Here is a 16,289-nt window from a genome sequence, read left to right on the forward strand (position 1 = left end):
AAGCCGGCTCTGTGGGCGCTAGCGCTGACGGTGATTTACCGTGCTCATTCCGCCTCCACCCGCAATTCACTTCCCGATGCGCTGACGATCCGCACCTTCGCACCCTCCGGCTGATCCGGCCCTGACACGCTCCACGTCGTGTCGCCGATCTTCGCGCGTCCACGCCCGTTCTCGATCGCCTCGGTCACGGTGACGACCCGCCCAACAAGGCTTTCGCCGCGCTGGTTCAGATGGGGTTCGTCGCTTTCCGTCCCGCCGCGCTTGAGGACCGAACGTCCGACAAGCACCGCGACGAAGGAGAGCACGACGAAGGTGACGACCTGGACCTGCCAGGGCCAGATCGCTGATCCCCAGAGGATCAGTGAGAGGATGCCGGTGGCGATCCCGGCAAGGCCGATCCAGAACAGGAAAACGCCGGGTACGACGATTTCCAGGATCAGGAGCACGACACCCAGAACCCACCAGCTCCACGGTCCTGCGCGGGCGACGAGATCGCTGATCATGGCCTTAGCTCTCGCGCGTGGGAGTGACAGGCGGCGTGACGACCGGGGTGCTGCGGGGACGGGCGGCAGGCGCTGCTGGGCGGGGCGCCGGGGCGGCCTGATCGCCGAAGACTTCGCGGGCAATCTGGCCGATGCCGCCGAGCGAGCCGACGAGGGCGGAGGCTTCCATGGGCATCAGCACGACCTTGGAATTCGGGCCGGAGCCGATCGCCTGCATGGCTTCGGTGTATTTCTGTGCGACGAAGTAGTTGATCGCCTGGATGTCGCCGGAGGCGATGGCTTCCGAGACCATCTTGGTTGCCTTGGCTTCAGCCTCGGCCTGCCGCTCGCGCGCTTCGGCGTTGAGGAAGGCGGACTGGCGCTGGCCTTCGGCCTCCAGAACGGCTGCCTGCTTGGCGCCCTCGGCGCGCAGGATCTGCGCGTTGCGCGCGCCTTCGGCTTCCAGAACCTGCGCGCGCTTTTCGCGCTCGGCCTTCATCTGCCGACCCATGGACTCCACGAGGTCGCGCGGCGGCTGGATATCCTTGATCTCGACGCGGGTGATCTTGATGCCCCACGGGCTTGCGGCATCATCGACGACATGCAGCAGGCGGTCGTTGATCTTTTCGCGGTTCGACAGGAGTTCGTCCAGATCCATAGACCCCATGACGGAGCGGATGTTGGTCATTGTCAGATTGAGGATGGCCTGCTGGAGATTGGAGACCTGATAGGCGGCCTGTGCGGCGTTGAGCACCTGATAGAAGGCAACGGCGTCGGCGGAGACGGAGGCGTTGTCCTTGGTGATGACTTCCTGGGTGGGAACGTCAAGCACCTGCTCCATCACGTTCATCTTGTTGCCGAGGCGGTCGATGAAGGGGATGATGAGATTGAGGCCTGGCTCCAGCGTGCGCGTGTAGCGCCCGAAGCGCTCGACCGTGTAGCGATAGCCCTGCGGCACGGTCTTGATGCCGGAGTAAAGGAAGATGATCGCCAGCACCACGATGGCGATGATGGTGATGTCTGAGCCCGAAAAGTCCATGAAAGTCCCTCCAGCATGCGTCGCGCGTCTTCGCGCAGTTGTCGGCGCATGCTGCATCAAGAACGTGGGAATGGCGATGTTTATTTCAAGGTGGGGTGGGGGAAATTGGCCGGGTCGTGTGCCTACGGCTTTCGAGGGCGCGTTTGCAAGGTCACGCCGAACCCACACACTCCGTCATGCCGGACCTGATCCGGCATCCAGCCAGCCCGCGTCTGCGGGCTGGGAAGACCCTTACAAAGGAGTCCTTTCGCGCGATGGACATCGCGCGTCCGGATCCCGGCTCAAGGCCGGGATGACGGAGGAGAGAGGGTTGACGGAAGAACGGGGCGCTTAAACCCAGCCCTGCAACTCCCGCCGCAGCACCTTTTCCAGCACGTTCATGCCATCCACGCTGTCGTTCAGGCACGGAATATGGGTGAAGTGTTCGCCGCCATTGTGCTCGAAGGTTTCCTTGGCCTGTTCGGCGATTTCTTCCAGCGTTTCCAGGCAGTCGGAGACGAAGCCGGGGTTGAGGACGGCGATGCGCTTGGTGCCGGTCTTCGCCAGTTCCTCGACCGTCTTGTCGGTATAGGGCTGCAGCCATTCTTCCGGGCCGAAACGGGACTGGAAGGTGACGCGGAACTTTTCCTTCGTCCAGCCGAGCTTTTCGCGCACCAGACGCGCCGTCTTCATGCACTGGCAGTGATAGGGGTCGCCGGCCTTGAAATAGGATTGCGGGATGCCGTGGAAGGAGGCGAGAACCACTTCCGGCTCCCAGTCGAGCGTGGCGAGATGCGCGGTGATCGAGTTGGCCAGCGCCTCGATATAGGCGGGCTCGTCGTGATAGGGCGGCACGGTGCGGATCGCCGGCTGCCAGCGCATCTTCTGCAGCTTTTCAAACGCCTTGTCGTTGACGGTCGCGGTCGTGGCGGCGGCATATTGCGGATAGAGCGGGAAGAGCACGATGCGCTCACAACCGGCGGCCTGAAGCGCCTCGATGCGCGACGCGATCGACGGGTTGCCGTAGCGCATGCCCCAGTCGACCACGACATTCGGCAGGTCCTTCAGGCGCTCGGCCATCAGCTCGCCCTGCGAGCGGGTATAGGTGCGCAGGAAGCTTTCGTTGCGCTCCTTGTTCCAGATCAGCTCATAGGCCTTGCCGACCTTGGCGGGGCGGCGGTTGAGCACGATGCCGTAGAGGATTGGATACCAGAACAGCCGCGACCATTCGATGACGCGGCGGTCGGTGAGGAATTCTTCCAGATAGCGGCGCATGGAGGCCTTGTCGGTGCCATCGGGCGTGCCGAGATTGACAAGGAGAACGCCGACCTTTCCGAAGGCGACTTTCGGGTGGTCGGCAGGCAGGGCGCCAGGCATCATGATCTGTCTCTTCCGCTTTCGAATACTCTCACGCCCATATAGGCGAATTCGTTGCCATTTGTATTGCTGGCATGCGGCTATACGACAAAAAAGCGCGGATGGTTGTCCGCGCTTCTCCGAAATCAGACCGGATTGTGTGCTGCTCAGATCGCCTTGCGGGCGAGCGAGAACTGCGCGCCGGAATCGGTCGTGCAATTGAGCTGGTTCGGTGTGACGAGGGCGCAATTGACGCGCGACTGCGTGTTGCGGACCAGCGAGGTCATGTTGATCTCGACCACCTTCGGCGCGCTGCTCGTGTAGGTGCCCGAGGCCAGCAGCTGGTTGGTGTCGGTCGTCCGGGTGCTGAACGTGCCGGCCTGGAAGCTCGATACGATCCCGTTCGGGTCGATCCACTGGCCTTCGACGCTGGTGGGCTGCTGCTGGATCGGCGGCAGCGAACGCGGTGCCGGCGACGACATGCACCCGGCGAGCGCAAGGCTGGAGCCGAGGATAAGGCAGATGGACGATTTCTTCATGGCATTCTCCGGCATGTTCACGGACCATGAAAGGCTGACGCTCGCGGCGTCTTTATGGCCTTTCCGGCGAATTAAACGTGTCAGCGCGCATTTTTGCATTGTTGCGATCGGCGCGCCCTGGATGCGATTCCTGTCCCACGTCAAGATTGCAGCGCCGCCCCGGTCAAATCAAGACCGGGGCGGCGAATTTACATATTATCCTATGTATTTCAGAGCGGCCGCAAGCAGGGCTTAGAACTGAACGAGGATGTTCTTGAACTGCCACGGGTCCTTTTCGTCGAGCTTCTCCGGGAAGAGGCCGGGGCGACCGTCCAGCGGCGTCCAGTCGGTGTAGTGACCTTCGACCGGGCCGAGATAGGGCAGCTGGATGTCGAGGCAGCGCTTGTAGTCCATCTCGTCGGCTTCGACGATGCCGGCCGTCGGATTTTCGAGCGCCCAGACCATGCCGGCGAGAACGGCAGAGGTTACCTGCAGGCCGGTGGCGTTCTGATAAGGCGCGATGCGGCGGGTTTCGTCCAGCGACAGGCGCGAACCGTACCAGTAGGCGTTCTTTTCGTGGCCATAGAGCAGCACGCCGAGTTCGTCGACGCCATCGACCAGTTCGTTCTCGTCGAGAACGTGGAGAACCGGCTGCTGATGGCCGCCATTGCCGAACATTTCGTGCAGCGACAGAACCGCGTCATTGGCCGGGTGATAGGCGTAATGGCAGGTCGGGCGGAATTCGGCTTCGCCGTCCTTGTCCTTCACGGTGAAATAGTCAGCGATGGAGATCGACTCGTTATGCGTGACGAGGAAACCATATTGCGGGCCGGGCGTCGGGCACCAGGTGCGCACGCGGGTGTTGGCGCCGGGCTGCTCGAGATAGATGGCTGCCTTGCAGCCCTTCTTGTGCTTCTTGGCGTTCTTAGGCATCCACTTTTCGTGCGTGCCCCAGCCGAGTTCGGACGGCTGCAGGCCTTCCGAGATGAAGCCTTCGGCCGACCAGGTGTTCCAGAAGACGTTCATCGGCTTCGGGTTGATCGTGCGCTGCGTGTCGCGCTCGGCAATGTGGACGCCCTTGACGCCAAGCGTCTGCATGAGCTTGGCCCAGCCTTCGCGGTCGTCGGCGGCCGGCTCGTCGATCTGGGTGCCGGTGTCCTTGGCGAGGTTGACCAGCGCCTGCTTGACGAACCAGGAGACCATGCCGGGGTTGGCGCCGCAGCAGGATACGGCCGTCGTGCCGCCCGGGTTCTTGGCCTTTTCCTTGCGCACGGTTTCGCGCAGCGCATAGTTGGTGCGCGCTTCGTTGCCGAGCGAGTTGTCGAAATAGAAGCCGAGCCAGGGTTCGACAACGGTGTCGATATAGAGCACGTCGAGCTTGCGGCAGAATTTCATAAGGTCGAGCGAACCGGTGTCGACCGACAGGTTGACGCAGAAGCCCTGGCCCTTGCCTTCGGTCAGAAGCGGCTTCAGCAGCTCCTTGTAATTGTCCTTGGTGACATGTTCCTTGATGAGGCGGATGCCGCGCTCTTCCAGCAGGTGCGCATCTTCGCCACGCGGGTCGATGACGACCATGCGCGACTTGTCGAACTTGAAGTGACGTTCGATGAGCGGCAGCGTGCCGCGGCCGATCGAGCCGAAGCCGATCATCACGATCGGGCCGGTGATTTCGCCATGGATCGGGTATTGAACGTCAGACATCTGGTCCGTGCTCCTGAAAAAGGGCCTGCAAACGATGCAGGACAGGTTGGCGGGCCCCGTTATCAAGGCCTGTGCGCGCTCTAATCACATAATCGAGTCACAATAAAGTACAAACGGAGGCTTCCGCCGGGCGGCCGCGCCGAAACCCCGGTCTTCACTGTATATTTCGCAGAAATGTCATGAGCTTCTGGCGCTTCTCCGTCATGCCCTTGTAGGCGAGTTGCGCGTCGCTCATGGCCTCCAGCCGTGCCGCAAGCTGGGCGGCGAGCTCCGGACGCGCGGTGACGGTGGCGATCGGGTCCTGATAGATTCGGATGGTGAACAGCATCGCCCCCGTCTCGGGCAGCTTGCGCAGCGTCTGGCGCTCGACGCGGATGAAATTCGAGGCGGGATCGAAACTCTTGCGGGCAAGCCGTGCGCCCTTTTCCGGCGGCCAGTCGAGATCTGCTTCCGGATAGATCGACCAGTTGAAGCGCTCCACCACACGGCCGGGCTCGATGCGGTCGAACATGCGGTTGATCAGCCCGTCATTGCGGCTGCCTGGCTCGAAATCCGGCACGGGGCCATGGATTTCGCCGATGGTCTTGCCGGCCTTCTCCTTGAGCGACCATGAAGAAGGGAAGGCGACAGTGCCAGCCGCCACCCGCCAGCCGCCCTCGCGGTTTTTTAGAATGACCAGATCGTCGGCGACAAGCGCGCCGGCAAGGAGAAGCGGGGGCTCTGCTGCGTCAAGTGCGACACGGCGGTCGAGGAAGGCGAGCGTGTCGCCCTTGCGGGAATAGTGAGGCGCATGGTCGCCGAGCAGATGCGCGACGAGGACAGTCAGCGCCTCGGACTGGGCGGTTTCCGAACCGTCCACCGCCTGGAACACGGCATCGCGATCTTCGCCGAGAACCCGATCCTTTTCCGCCAGATACCGCTCCAGATCGCCATCCGTTTCGATCCAGAGTTCCGGCGCAATCTGTTTCAGCCCGATCGCAAAGGGCTCGGACGAGCCGTCATATGGCGTGAAGCGGGGCTTTTGCATCGAAGAGTGCCTTTCAGGCGGATTTCTCGATTTCCTTCAGCGCCGCGCTTGCCAGAAAGGCCGAGCGCGTCAGCCCACGGCGTTTTGCGGCTGCGTCGATGGCGGCGAGCGTTCCCGCCTCCATGGTGATATTGGCGCGGACGGTGCGCGTGTCGTCCCGCACCAGCGGGATGCGGACGAGAAAGGCTCCCTCCTTCAACTCGGCACGAACATCGTCGCGTGCCAGAATATCGGCGTGGGAGGAGGGTTGCGGAAGTGTTTCGTCTTCCGCCCAGAGTGTCAGCGCCTCGATTGCATTCGGCACGATATCGTCCTCGTCGTCGGCGGCGGAGAAGACGGAGGGCAAATCCGGGAAGCTGACGCCAAAGGCGCTTTCGGGGTCTTTATGCACAAGCGCGATATACCAGGTCATGTCCTCAACTCCTCAGATCCAGCCGGCCTGCCTGGCAATCGCGCGGGCGGTGCCGAGCGGCAGGTCCTTCTTCGGATGCGGCACGATGACGGTCCTGCCAGCTTTTCGAAACTTGTGATGCGAACCGGCGACCGCAACCAGCTCAAAGCCTTCCGCTTTCAGCCGCTTGATGATCTTGCGCGAGTCCGTTTCCAAGTTCGCCTCCGGGCGTGTGTCAATATATACACACCGGATCAGCCCTTCAAGCCGTCGAAGCCTTCCGCCGTGGTGGTGAAATTGACCTCCATGATGTCCAGATCGGCGATGCCGTGGACGGCGAAGGGGTCGTTGGCGCAGAGCGCTTCGATCTCGGCGCGCGCGCCTCTTGCGAGGATCACGCCGCCGGTGCGTGGAACCTTGCGGCCGGAGGCGATGAAGGTGCCGGCTGCATAGTGGGCTTTCAGCCAGTCCATATGGGCGGCCATGTGCTTGTCGGCTTCTTCGGTCGGTTTCTTGTAGGTGAGCGAGATGATGAACATGGGCTATTCTCCGATAAGTTCCGCACGGATCAGGCCGCGCAATGAGTTGCCGACGAAGAGGGTTCGGCCTTTGAGGTCTTCCGGGCGCAGGCGGTGGTTATAGGCCTTGCGGGCGCAGATCAGCGAGGTGCGCAGGACGCCGGCGAGGCAGCCGGAGGAGATGGGCGGCGTCATCAGGCGGCCTTCGTCGTCTTCCACGAAGAGATTGGTGATCGTACCCTCCGCGAGCTCGCCCTTTTCGTTGAGGAGGATGACTTCGTTGATCGTGTCGGACGGAAATTCGGCGCGGGCGGTTTCGTAGAGCGCGCGGTGGGTTGTCTTGTAGCGGATTAGCGGGTCTGTCGAGGCGGTGCGGGTTTGGGCGATGGCGATGCGCCAGACGGTGTCTTCGGGCTGGAGGGTGAAGGGGGCTGATGTGATGGTGATTTCGCCTGTGGGGGAGAGTTCGAGGCGGAGGCGTTGGAGGCTTGCGGGTGCTCCAAGGTACGACGCCAGCGTCTCTTCCGCCTTGTCCGCGCCGATAAACCCCAGCCGTCGTGCCGAGGTCTCCAACCGCTTCAGATGCAGGTTCAGCCGGGCGATGCCCTCGCCCGGTGTGTAGCGCATCGTCTCAAAAAGGGAGAAGTCGGTCACCTTGCGATTTCCTCGTCACCCACAGCGAAGCGGGCTTTCAGAAGCGCTTCGGCATACTCGTCCTCGGCCTTCGAATCGAAGACGATGCCGCCGCCGACGTTGAAGGTGGCCTTGCCGTCAGCGAAGAGTGTGATCGTGCGGATCGCCACGTTGAAGAGCATTTCGCCGGAGGGGGCGATATGGCCGATGGCGCCGCAATAGGCGCCGCGCGGGGTCTGTTCGAGCCGGTGGAGGATTTCCATCGTCCACATTTTCGGCGCGCCGGTGATCGAGCCGCAGGGGAAGAGGGCGGCGAAAATGTCGGTCAGCGTCGTGTCGGGCAGGAGCTTGGCCCGGACATGGCTGACCATCTGGTGCAGCGTCGGATAGGTCTCGATGTCGAACAGTTTGGGCACGGACAGCGTGCCGACTTGCGCGATGCGCGAGATGTCGTTGCGCAGGAGGTCGACGATTATGCGGTTTTCGACCTGTGTCTTTTCATCCGCCTTCATGGCTTCGATGATGGCCGCGTCCTCCGCCGGCGTTGCGCCGCGTGCGGCAGTGCCTTTCATCGGATGCGTCTCGATCCAGCCGTCCGCGTCTACCTTGAAGAAGAGTTCGGGCGAGCGGGAGAGGATGACAGGGCCGCCGAGATTGACCAGCGCGCCGTATTTCACCGGCTGGCGTTCGGCGAGCGCTTCGAAGGCGTCGAGCGGATCGCCATGCCATTCGGCGTCGATCGGGAAGGTCAGGTTGCCCTGATAGCTGTCGCCCTTGCGCAAATGGTGGTGCAGCGTTTCGAAACGGGACTGGTAGGTTTCGAAATTCCAGCGGGCGCGGGGGGAGGTCAGGAAGGGGAGGTTGGAGCCGGCAAGGGAAGAACCCCTGATCCGGTCCTTCGGGCCACCTTCTCCCCGAGGGGAGAAGGTGGCCGCACCCGTGTCGGGTGCATCGAAAATGCCGAAGAGGAGATAGGGCACGTCGCCGCCGTCTTCCGCCAAACGCTCGATACGCGGCTCGAAGAGATGGCCGGCTTCGTAGGAGAGAGAACCGGCAAGCCAGTGGCCTGCCTTGTGTGCAGCCTGCAGTCTCTCTAGTGCTTCGAAGAAGTCCGCCTTGCGGTCAACGCGGACGATCTCGCGCGGCCGGGCGAACAGCATCGTTCGGTCGGCAAGATCGTCGCGGAGAAGCAGGAAGGGGTCGGATGGGGCGCTCATTACGCCTTATCTAACGCCTCCAGCTCATCGATCAGCCCTTCGATCATCGACAGACCCTTGCCCCAGAACGACGGATCGGAGGCGTCGAGGCCGAAGGGGGCGAGAAGTTCGGAATGATGCTTCGTGCCGCCGGCCTTCAGCAGCGCGAAATACTTGTCCTGGAAGCCTTCGGCCGCGTTCTGGTAGACGGCGTAGAGCGAGTTCACCAGGCAATCGCCGAACGCATAGGCGTAGACATAGAAGGGCGAGTGGATGAAGTGGGGGATATAGGACCAGTAGGTCTCGTAGCCGCCGCCGGACAGGTCGATCGCCGGGCCGAGGCTTTCGGCCTGCACCGACATCCACAGTTCGCCGATCTGGTCGGAGGTGAGTTCACCCTCCTTGCGGGCGGTGTGGACCTTGCGCTCGAATTCGTAGAAGGCGATCTGACGCACGACCGTGTTGATCATGTCCTCGACCTTCTGGGCGAGCATGGCCTTGCGTTCTTTGCTGTCTGTCGTCTTGTCGAGCAGCGCGCGGAAGGTCAGCATTTCGCCGAAGACGGAGGCGGTTTCGGCAAGCGTCAGCGGGGTTGCGCACATCAGCGCGCCCTGTCCGCCGGCGAGAACCTGATGCACGCCATGGCCAAGCTCATGCGCCAGCGTCATCACGTCGCGCGGCTTGCCCATATAGTTGACGAGGACATAGGGATGCGCCGAGGGCACTGTCGGATGCGCAAAGGCGCCCGGGGCCTTGCCGGGGCGGACCGGCGCGTCAATCCAGTTACGGTCGAAGAAGGTCTTCGCGATGCCGGCCATGTCGGGCGAGAAGGCGCCATAGGCGGAGAGAACGGTTTCGCGCGCCTCGTCCCAGGAGATCGTGGCATCCGGCGTTTCGGGGAGCGGCGCGTTGCGGTCCCAGAAGTTCATCTTTTCCATGCCGAGCCATTTCGCCTTCATCGCATAATAGCGATGCGACAGGCGCGGATAGGCTTGCTTGACGGCGGCGGCCAGTGCATCGACCACTTCGCGTTCGACGCGGTTCGCGAGATGCCGGCTGTCGGCAATGTCTTCGAACTTGTGCCAGCGGTCGGAAATTTCCCTGTCCTTGGCGAGCGTGTTGGTGATCAACGTGAAGGTGCGGATATTGGCGGCGAAGGTGGCGGCGAGCGCCCGGGCTGCACTTTCGCGCTTCTTCGGGTCGCCGCTCTGCAGGAGGCTCAGCGTCGCCTCAAGGCCAAGCGTTTCGCCGTCAACGTCGAAGGTCAGCGTTGCCATGGTCTCGTCGAAGAGACGGTTGAAGGCGGCAGCCCCCGTCATCGACTTTTCCATGAAGAGCTGTTCGATGCGGTCTTCCAGCTGGTGCGGCTTTTCCTTGCGCAGATCGCGGATCCAGGGCGCGTAATGGCCGGCCAGTGGATCGTTGGCGATGGCCTGTTCAATTGCCGCATCGTCCACGCGGTTCAGTTCCAGCGTGAAGAAGAGAAGGTGGCTGCCGAGATCGGTCAGCTTGGCCTGTACGTCTCCGTAAAGCTTGCCGTTGGCCGGATCGGCGGTGTTGGAGAAATAGGTCAGCCCTGCGAAGGAGGCGATGCGGCCGAGGATATCGTCCAGCGCATCATAATCGCGGATCGCGGCACCCAGACCGGCATCGCCGGATTTCGTGGCGGCGTCTGCCAGCTTGTCCTTCCAGCGGGTTTCGAAGGCCAGCGAGTCCTGCGTTGCCTTTTCAAGCGCTGCCTTGAATTCCGGGCTGTCCTTCGAGGGGAAGAGATCGGTGAGGTTCCAGGAAGGCAGATCGCCCAGTTCCGGCTTGATCGCGGCTCCCGTCGTTGCACTCATTGAAACGAGGTTTCCTGCGCGTTCGAAGGTCCGGTTCAGCATGTCGCCGCTCTCCCTATGTCGTTGGTCATTACGTCGATTGAATGCGTTGCGGATCGATAAAATGCAAGCATTTCCGAAAATGGGGTGTTTAGGGGTGCTGTGCCAAGGTGACGCGACGAAAAATGCAACGTGCCATCAAGAAACGCACGAAGGGAGAATGTCCGTGGTAGCCCAGATTCTTGTTGTGGATGATGATCCGGTTCAGCGCCGCCTTCTCAAACACGCGATCGAGCAACATGGCCATGAGCCCCATATGGCCGAAAACGGCCGCGTGGGCCTGGAATATCTGAAAGACGTGGTCGACCGCATCGACGTTGTCGTTCTCGACCTGATGATGCCCGAGATGAACGGGCTGGAATTCATGGCGGCGCTCGCCAATCTCGGCACCGACATTCCGGTGATCGTGCAGACCGGGCAGGGCGGCATCGAAACGGTGGTCGAGGCGATGCGCGCCGGCGCGTTCGACTTCGTCGTCAAGCCTGTCTCGCCCGAACGTCTGGGTTCTGCCATCGGCAATGCGCTGAAGCTCGACCAGAAGGAAGCGCGCGCCAAGGCCGGCCGCCGTTCGCGCTCGTCGCATGTCCGCTTCAGCGATATCGTTTCGGCAAGCCCGGCAATGGATCGCGTCATCGATCTGGCGCGCCGCGCCGCCCATTCCGACATTCCGGTCGTTCTGGAAGGCGAATCGGGCGTCGGCAAGGAAATGATCGCCAAGGCCATCCAGGCCGGTTCCGACCGTTCGGGCAAGCCGTTCATCACCGTCAATTGCGGTGCGATCCCGGCCAATCTGGTCGAAAGCATTCTCTTCGGCCACGAGAAGGGCGCGTTTACGGGCGCGACCGAGCGGCATGTCGGCAAGTTCGCCGAGGCCGATGGCGGCACGCTGTTCCTCGACGAGATCGGCGACCTGCCGCTCGACACGCAGGTGAAGCTGCTCCGCGCCGTACAGTCCGGCGAGATCGAAACGGTTGGCGCGCGCCAGACGCAGAAGGTCGATGTCCGCCTGATTTCTGCGACCAACAAGGATCTCATTGAAGAGGTCAAGGCCGGTCGCTTCCGCGAAGACCTCTATTATCGCCTGAATGTCTATCCGATCGCGATTCCCTCGCTGCGCAAGCGCAAGGAGGACATCCCGGTTCTGGTCCGTGCGCTGGCCGAACGTCTGGCGCATGAGCAGAAGCTGCCGCAGCCGCTCGGCGTCTCGCCGCGGGCACTCGCGCTCCTGACCGCCTATGACTGGCCGGGCAATATCCGCCAGCTGGAAAACGCCATGTTCCGCGCCGTCGTTCTGGCGCAGGGCCATGAGCTGGACGTCGAGGATTTTCCGCAGATCGCGGCGCAGGTTCCCGGCTATTCCATCAACGCCGATGGCGCCATCTCCTGGGGCGGACCGGTGCGCCACCAGCCGCCGATGCTCGTCGAAAAGCAGCCGCGCGTATTTCCGGACTTTTCAGAGAGATATGAGACGCAGGAGGCAGCCATGCCCAGATCCGGCGAAAAGGACGCCGACATCATTCCGAGCCTTGGCGATGACGGCGACGTTCGCACACTGGCAGAAGTCGAGGAACAGCTCATCCGCTTCGCGCTGAAATTCTACCGCGGTCAGATGAGTCAGGTGGCGCGCAAGCTCGGAATAGGACGCTCCACATTGTACCGGAAGCTCAAGGACTACGACATTGATCCCGATCACCCTTTCCGGGATGTTGCCTAAGATTAACTAGGGCCTAAAGAATCCGGTCGAAAGGCCGGGTTCTGCGTTTCCATTTGACGAATTTTTCACTATATAACTATCGCTGTGTTGACTGTGGCGTTTCTGCCATCGTCTTACCGCATTTCCATCCCATGTGGGATGCGAGGGAAATTCGCTTTTAATGGGGACGTCCATTTGTCGGTCATTTCAGATGCCAAAGGGCGGATGCGTTGGGTTGCGCCCTTGAGGTCTGTGACGTCAAGACTGCGTGAGGTGGCCGTCCGCGGCATTGCAGCCCTGACTCTGGCCGTTGGCCTGACGGCAGCTGTCGCCGGGGCCGCGCAGGCAGAAACCCGCTCCCTGAAGCTCTATTTCGTCCATACCGGCGAACGCGCCACGATTACCTTCAAGCGCAACGGCAAGTTCGATGCCGATGGTCTGGCCAAGCTCAACCGCTTCCTGCGCGACTGGCGTCGCAACGAGCCGACGAAGATGGACCCGCGCCTCTTCGATCTGATCTGGTCGGTCTATCAGAAGAGCGGATCGAGCGATTACATCAACGTCCTTTGCGGCTATCGCTCTCCCGGCACCAATGAACTGCTGCGCAACCGGTCGCGCCATACGGGCGTTGCGAAGGAAAGCCAGCACATTCTCGGCAAGGCGATGGACTTCTACATTCCCGGTGTTCCGCTGGAGCGCCTGCGTGAAATCGGCCTGAAGCTGCAGATGGGCGGGGTCGGCTATTATCCGACGTCAGGCTCGCCGTTCGTTCACATGGATGTCGGCGGCGTTCGCGCCTGGCCGCGTGCATCGCGCGAGACGCTGGTGCGCCTGTTCCCCGACGGCAAGACGATCCACCTTCCGACCGACGGCAAGCCGCTGCCCGGCTATCAGGCCGCCATGGCCGACTACAAGCGCCGCATGGGTTCCGACACTGTCGAGATTGCCTCGTCCGGCGGTGGCCGCAAGAACCTCTTCCAGATGCTGTTTGGCGGTGGTGACGAAGACGAAAGCCCGGAAGCCATCACGGACAATGCGCCGCCCAAGGCGCAGCCGCCGAAGGCAGCGCCGCCTGCCGCTCCGCCCGTACAGGTGGCGAGCGCAGAGCCTGAGCCGCAGCCGAAGCAGACCTTCATCGAGAATATTCCGAGCACCACGGTGGCGAATGCCCCGGTCCCGAATGTCCGGCCGTCCGTTGTCGGCGGGCAGGGTGCCGATCTGGAAACGGCGCTTGTTTCGCCAGCCAGAAGCTCCGCCACCGATGCCATGGCGTCTGTCCTGCAGCCGCCGGCTGCGGGGAATGGCGACTATGCCGATCTCGGTGACTACAAGATCCCGGTTCCGCAATTGCTGGGTGACCGCAGGCAGCCGGGCGAGGCCGATCTTGCCGCCGTTCCGCTGCCGGGAACGCGGCCTGACTTCCAGGTCGCTTCCGTTGCGCCTGACGCCTCCGTAGCGCCGCTTCCAACGGCTCTCCCGCCGCAGACGGCTGATGCAGGGGGCAATGCGCCGAAACCCGCGTCCGGCAGTGACGAGATCGCTGCCATGATCCGCCGTATGTCCGGCGAGGATGCAAGTGCTGCGCCTGCAGCACCCGTTCCTGCCGGCAAGCCGCAGCAGGTGGCTCTTGCCGAACCGCCGGCCACTGCCAACAAGCAGCTGACCCGTTCACTGAAGGCAGATATCCGCCCGGCTCTGGCCGAGCAGGCCTATCAGCCGAAGAAGGGCGCACGCCCGAACAAGACGGACGCGATTGCCGCCCTGCGCGGGTCTCACTCGCAGCCGTCTCAGCTGACGGGCGAGATGATCGAGAAATGGGCGCTGGCCGCCAACAATGCGCAGATCGTTGCGCCGAAGCCTGCCGATGGGGTCAATCGCCGGGATGCCGATGCGGATGCAAGGGCAGCCAATGTGGCGAGCTCCGAAAATCGTCCCGCGACCTTTGATCCGGCCCGGTTCTCCGGCGCTGCCCCGGTCGCCCGGCCGCAGTGATTTCCCTGCATATCGCATGACATGAAAAGGCCCGCACGAAGCGGGCCTTTTGCATGATGGGTGTTGCCGATGAGGACGGCTTATTCCATGCCGAGAGCGGCCATGTAGGTCTGGAGGATGGTTTCTTCCTCGATACGCTCGTTGGCGTCCTTCTTGCGCAGGCGAACGATCGTGCGCATGGCCTTGGTGTCGTAGCCGCGGCCCTTGGCTTCGCCGTAGACATCCTTGATGTCGTCGCTGATCGAGGACTTTTCTTCTTCGAGGCGTTCGATGCGCTCGATAAGCTGGCGCAGTTCTGCGGCGGCGACGTTTTCGACGGCTTTGGTTTCTTCTTCCATGTCATGCTCCTGCATTGGCCACGGCCGCATGAGGTCGGGCTTGGGGTCGTAGTTGGGCGCGTCGAGACCGCACGCCACGGGATGCGGTGACGTGCCGCGAAGGCGGTCCGAGGTCAAGGGGGATGTTGCGGTTCTCCGCGTTATTCTTTGGGGCGGTTCACTTCGAAGGCCGCCTGCTGGTCCGGCGAGGTCTCGCGCTGGTGAAGCTTCTTCCAGTCGTCATAGGGCATGCCATAGACGGCCTCACGCGACTGGTCCTTCGTCACCGGCAGACCGGAATGGCTGGCGGCTTCCAGATACCAGTTGGACAGACAGTTGCGGCAGAAGCCGGCAAGGTTCATCAGGTCGATGTTCTGCACGTCCGGGCGATGCTGGAGATGGGACACGAGACGGCGAAAGGCGGCCGCCTCGAGTTCGGTCTGCTGTTCCTTGGTCAGTTCGGCCATGGGGCGTCTCCTTCCTTGCGTTTCTGTCTTATTCGTATGCACCGGTGCGGGACTGGAAGATCTGGTACTCGTGCAGTTCCGGCATGGCGTTCATCTCGGCGAAGATCGGGGCGAGCACGCCCGCCCATTCGTCGACGCCGCGCCGGTCGCCGATCAGGTCCTGCCGGACTTCGAGCAGCACATGCGGGATGCCGTTGCGCATGCAGTGACGATACATCGTATCGCCTTTCAGCGCGCCGTCATAGGGTTCGTTGTCGCCTGTGACATAGCCGCGGTTTTCCAGCGCGCGGATGAGCGGATGTACCGCCCGGTGGTCGGTATCCCACAGAACACCGGCCTGCCAGGGGCGGCGGAAGCCCTTCCAGTAGGGTGTGAAGGAATGCAGCGAAATGACGAGCGGGGCCTTGCCGCAGGCCATCCCCATCTCTGCAATCGCCTTGTCGACGGCCATGTGATAGGGGCGATGCCAGGTCTCGATGCGGCGGCGGCGCTCGGCCGGCGTGATCGGATGGTTGGCCGGGATGATGGCGCCGTCCGAAAGCTTCATGATCAGCGTCGGATCGTCCTCGCCCCGATTGGGGTCGATGAGGAGCCGCGAGAAGCAGGACAGCACCGCCGGCGCATCCAGCATGGCCGCCAGACGTTCGGTCAGCGGCTCGATCCCGATATCGTAGGCGATGTGGCGGCCGAATGCTTCCTTTGGCAGGCCGAGTGCGTCATAGTCGGCCGGAACGTGATTCGTGGCGTGATCGGCAATGATCAGGAGCCCGGCGGCGGAATTTCCGCCGATCCTTCGGTAGGCCTGGTGATGTGTCATAAAGCGCCCGTGACCGGTATTGCAAGAATTGTCATTATAGCGACAATTAGTGATGGCATGGCAGGGAGTGTGGTTCAAGGCCAGAAATGGCTTGTTTACTTCAGCGCGCTTTCTCGGCTTGACGCAATACTAATCGATTGAAACCCTCATTGACATTCGGGCTATGGCAGCGCACAACGACAAGACCACCCATCATGGAGCCACAACGGAAACCGTGACCCGTTCAACTCGAAACCCATCCCCCAACCGTTTGGTCAAGCGCCTCGCAGCGCCGGCCGTGCTG

18 protein-coding genes are annotated in these 16,289 nt (G+C 62.3%); 3 read left to right on the forward strand and 15 right to left on the reverse strand.

Going from position 1 to position 16,289, the window contains the following annotated elements; genetic code table 11:
• Positions 1 to 44 precede the first annotated feature (44 nt).
• The 4 genes from LQK84_RS13990 to omp10 form a co-directional block, all read right to left on the reverse strand.
• A complete protein-coding gene (locus tag LQK84_RS13990; RefSeq protein ID WP_230829345.1) occupies positions 45 to 503 on the reverse strand; it encodes an NfeD family protein in 459 nt (152 codons plus the stop codon).
• Positions 504 to 507: 4 nt separating this feature from the next.
• Positions 508 to 1,521 carry an SPFH domain-containing protein gene (locus tag LQK84_RS13995; RefSeq protein WP_230829346.1) on the reverse strand — a complete coding sequence of 338 codons (1,014 nt, stop codon included), beginning with the start codon at positions 1,519 to 1,521 and terminating at the stop codon, positions 508 to 510.
• 330 nt (positions 1,522 to 1,851) lie between these two features.
• Positions 1,852 to 2,880, reverse strand: coding sequence for a ferrochelatase (hemH, locus tag LQK84_RS14000; RefSeq protein WP_230829347.1), 1,029 nt, complete (start codon positions 2,878 to 2,880; stop codon positions 1,852 to 1,854).
• A gap of 143 nt (positions 2,881 to 3,023) precedes the next feature.
• Positions 3,024 to 3,395 (reverse strand): outer membrane lipoprotein Omp10, encoded by a 372-nt coding sequence (gene omp10 / locus LQK84_RS14005; RefSeq protein ID WP_230829348.1) that lies wholly within the window; start codon positions 3,393 to 3,395, stop codon positions 3,024 to 3,026.
• On the opposite strand from omp10, the gene LQK84_RS14010 reads away from it, so the two are divergent.
• Complete coding sequence (locus LQK84_RS14010; RefSeq protein ID WP_230829349.1) at positions 3,379 to 3,630, forward strand: hypothetical protein; 252 nt, start codon at positions 3,379 to 3,381, stop codon at positions 3,628 to 3,630. The two genes, omp10 and LQK84_RS14010, sit on opposite strands and share 17 nt — an antisense overlap.
• On the opposite strand, the gene LQK84_RS14015 is transcribed toward LQK84_RS14010, so the two are convergent.
• The 8 genes from LQK84_RS14015 to LQK84_RS14050 form a co-directional block, all read right to left on the reverse strand.
• Positions 3,627 to 5,075, reverse strand: coding sequence for a homospermidine synthase (locus LQK84_RS14015; protein ID WP_230829350.1), 1,449 nt, complete (start codon positions 5,073 to 5,075; stop codon positions 3,627 to 3,629). The two genes, LQK84_RS14010 and LQK84_RS14015, sit on opposite strands and share 4 nt — an antisense overlap.
• 154 nt (positions 5,076 to 5,229) lie before the next feature.
• Positions 5,230 to 6,102 carry a heme-dependent oxidative N-demethylase family protein gene (locus LQK84_RS14020; protein WP_230829351.1) on the reverse strand — a complete coding sequence of 291 codons (873 nt, stop codon included), beginning with the start codon at positions 6,100 to 6,102 and terminating at the stop codon, positions 5,230 to 5,232.
• 13 nt (positions 6,103 to 6,115) lie between these two features.
• A complete protein-coding gene (locus tag LQK84_RS14025; protein WP_230829352.1) occupies positions 6,116 to 6,514 on the reverse strand; it encodes a type II toxin-antitoxin system HicB family antitoxin in 399 nt (132 codons plus the stop codon).
• A gap of 12 nt (positions 6,515 to 6,526) precedes the next feature.
• Positions 6,527 to 6,709 (reverse strand): type II toxin-antitoxin system HicA family toxin, encoded by a 183-nt coding sequence (locus LQK84_RS14030; RefSeq protein ID WP_230829353.1) that lies wholly within the window; start codon positions 6,707 to 6,709, stop codon positions 6,527 to 6,529.
• Between the two features lie 38 nt (positions 6,710 to 6,747).
• Positions 6,748 to 7,032, reverse strand: coding sequence for a YciI family protein (locus LQK84_RS14035; protein WP_230829354.1), 285 nt, complete (start codon positions 7,030 to 7,032; stop codon positions 6,748 to 6,750).
• A gap of 3 nt (positions 7,033 to 7,035) precedes the next feature.
• Positions 7,036 to 7,665 (reverse strand): aminotransferase class IV family protein, encoded by a 630-nt coding sequence (locus tag LQK84_RS14040; protein WP_230829355.1) that lies wholly within the window; start codon positions 7,663 to 7,665, stop codon positions 7,036 to 7,038.
• Positions 7,662 to 8,861, reverse strand: a complete 1,200-nt coding sequence (locus LQK84_RS14045; RefSeq protein WP_230829356.1) for an aminodeoxychorismate synthase component I — start codon at positions 8,859 to 8,861, stop codon at positions 7,662 to 7,664. Before LQK84_RS14045 ends, LQK84_RS14040 begins: the two co-directional genes overlap by 4 nt.
• The gene (locus tag LQK84_RS14050) at positions 8,861 to 10,681 is read right to left on the reverse strand and encodes a M3 family oligoendopeptidase (protein ID WP_230829357.1); all 1,821 of its coding nucleotides are present in this window, start codon (positions 10,679 to 10,681) and stop codon (positions 8,861 to 8,863) included. Before LQK84_RS14050 ends, LQK84_RS14045 begins: the two co-directional genes overlap by 1 nt.
• Positions 10,682 to 10,886: 205 nt before the next feature.
• Between LQK84_RS14050 and LQK84_RS14055 the strand changes: the two genes are divergently transcribed.
• A complete protein-coding gene (locus tag LQK84_RS14055; protein WP_230829358.1) occupies positions 10,887 to 12,434 on the forward strand; it encodes a sigma-54-dependent transcriptional regulator in 1,548 nt (515 codons plus the stop codon).
• A gap of 231 nt (positions 12,435 to 12,665) precedes the next feature.
• Positions 12,666 to 14,405, forward strand: coding sequence for a DUF882 domain-containing protein (locus LQK84_RS14060; protein WP_230829478.1), 1,740 nt, complete (start codon positions 12,666 to 12,668; stop codon positions 14,403 to 14,405).
• A gap of 80 nt (positions 14,406 to 14,485) precedes the next feature.
• Here the strand turns inward: LQK84_RS14060 and LQK84_RS14065 are convergent, their stop codons facing one another.
• The 3 genes from LQK84_RS14065 to LQK84_RS14075 all read right to left on the reverse strand — a co-directional run bounded on the left by LQK84_RS14065 (position 14,486) and on the right by LQK84_RS14075 (position 16,006).
• Positions 14,486 to 14,743 carry a DUF2312 domain-containing protein gene (locus tag LQK84_RS14065; RefSeq protein WP_230829359.1) on the reverse strand — a complete coding sequence of 86 codons (258 nt, stop codon included), beginning with the start codon at positions 14,741 to 14,743 and terminating at the stop codon, positions 14,486 to 14,488.
• A gap of 140 nt (positions 14,744 to 14,883) precedes the next feature.
• Positions 14,884 to 15,189: a DUF1244 domain-containing protein gene (locus tag LQK84_RS14070; protein ID WP_230829360.1), complete on the reverse strand. Its 306-nt coding sequence runs from the start codon at positions 15,187 to 15,189 to the stop codon at positions 14,884 to 14,886.
• Between the two features lie 28 nt (positions 15,190 to 15,217).
• Complete coding sequence (locus tag LQK84_RS14075) at positions 15,218 to 16,006, reverse strand: N-formylglutamate amidohydrolase (RefSeq protein WP_230829361.1); 789 nt, start codon at positions 16,004 to 16,006, stop codon at positions 15,218 to 15,220.
• Positions 16,007 to 16,289 lie beyond the last annotated feature (283 nt).

It is taken from the genome of Rhizobium sp. C4 (assembly GCF_021026315.1).
In the GTDB taxonomy this organism is placed as follows: Bacteria; Pseudomonadota; Alphaproteobacteria; order Rhizobiales; family Rhizobiaceae; genus Ensifer_A.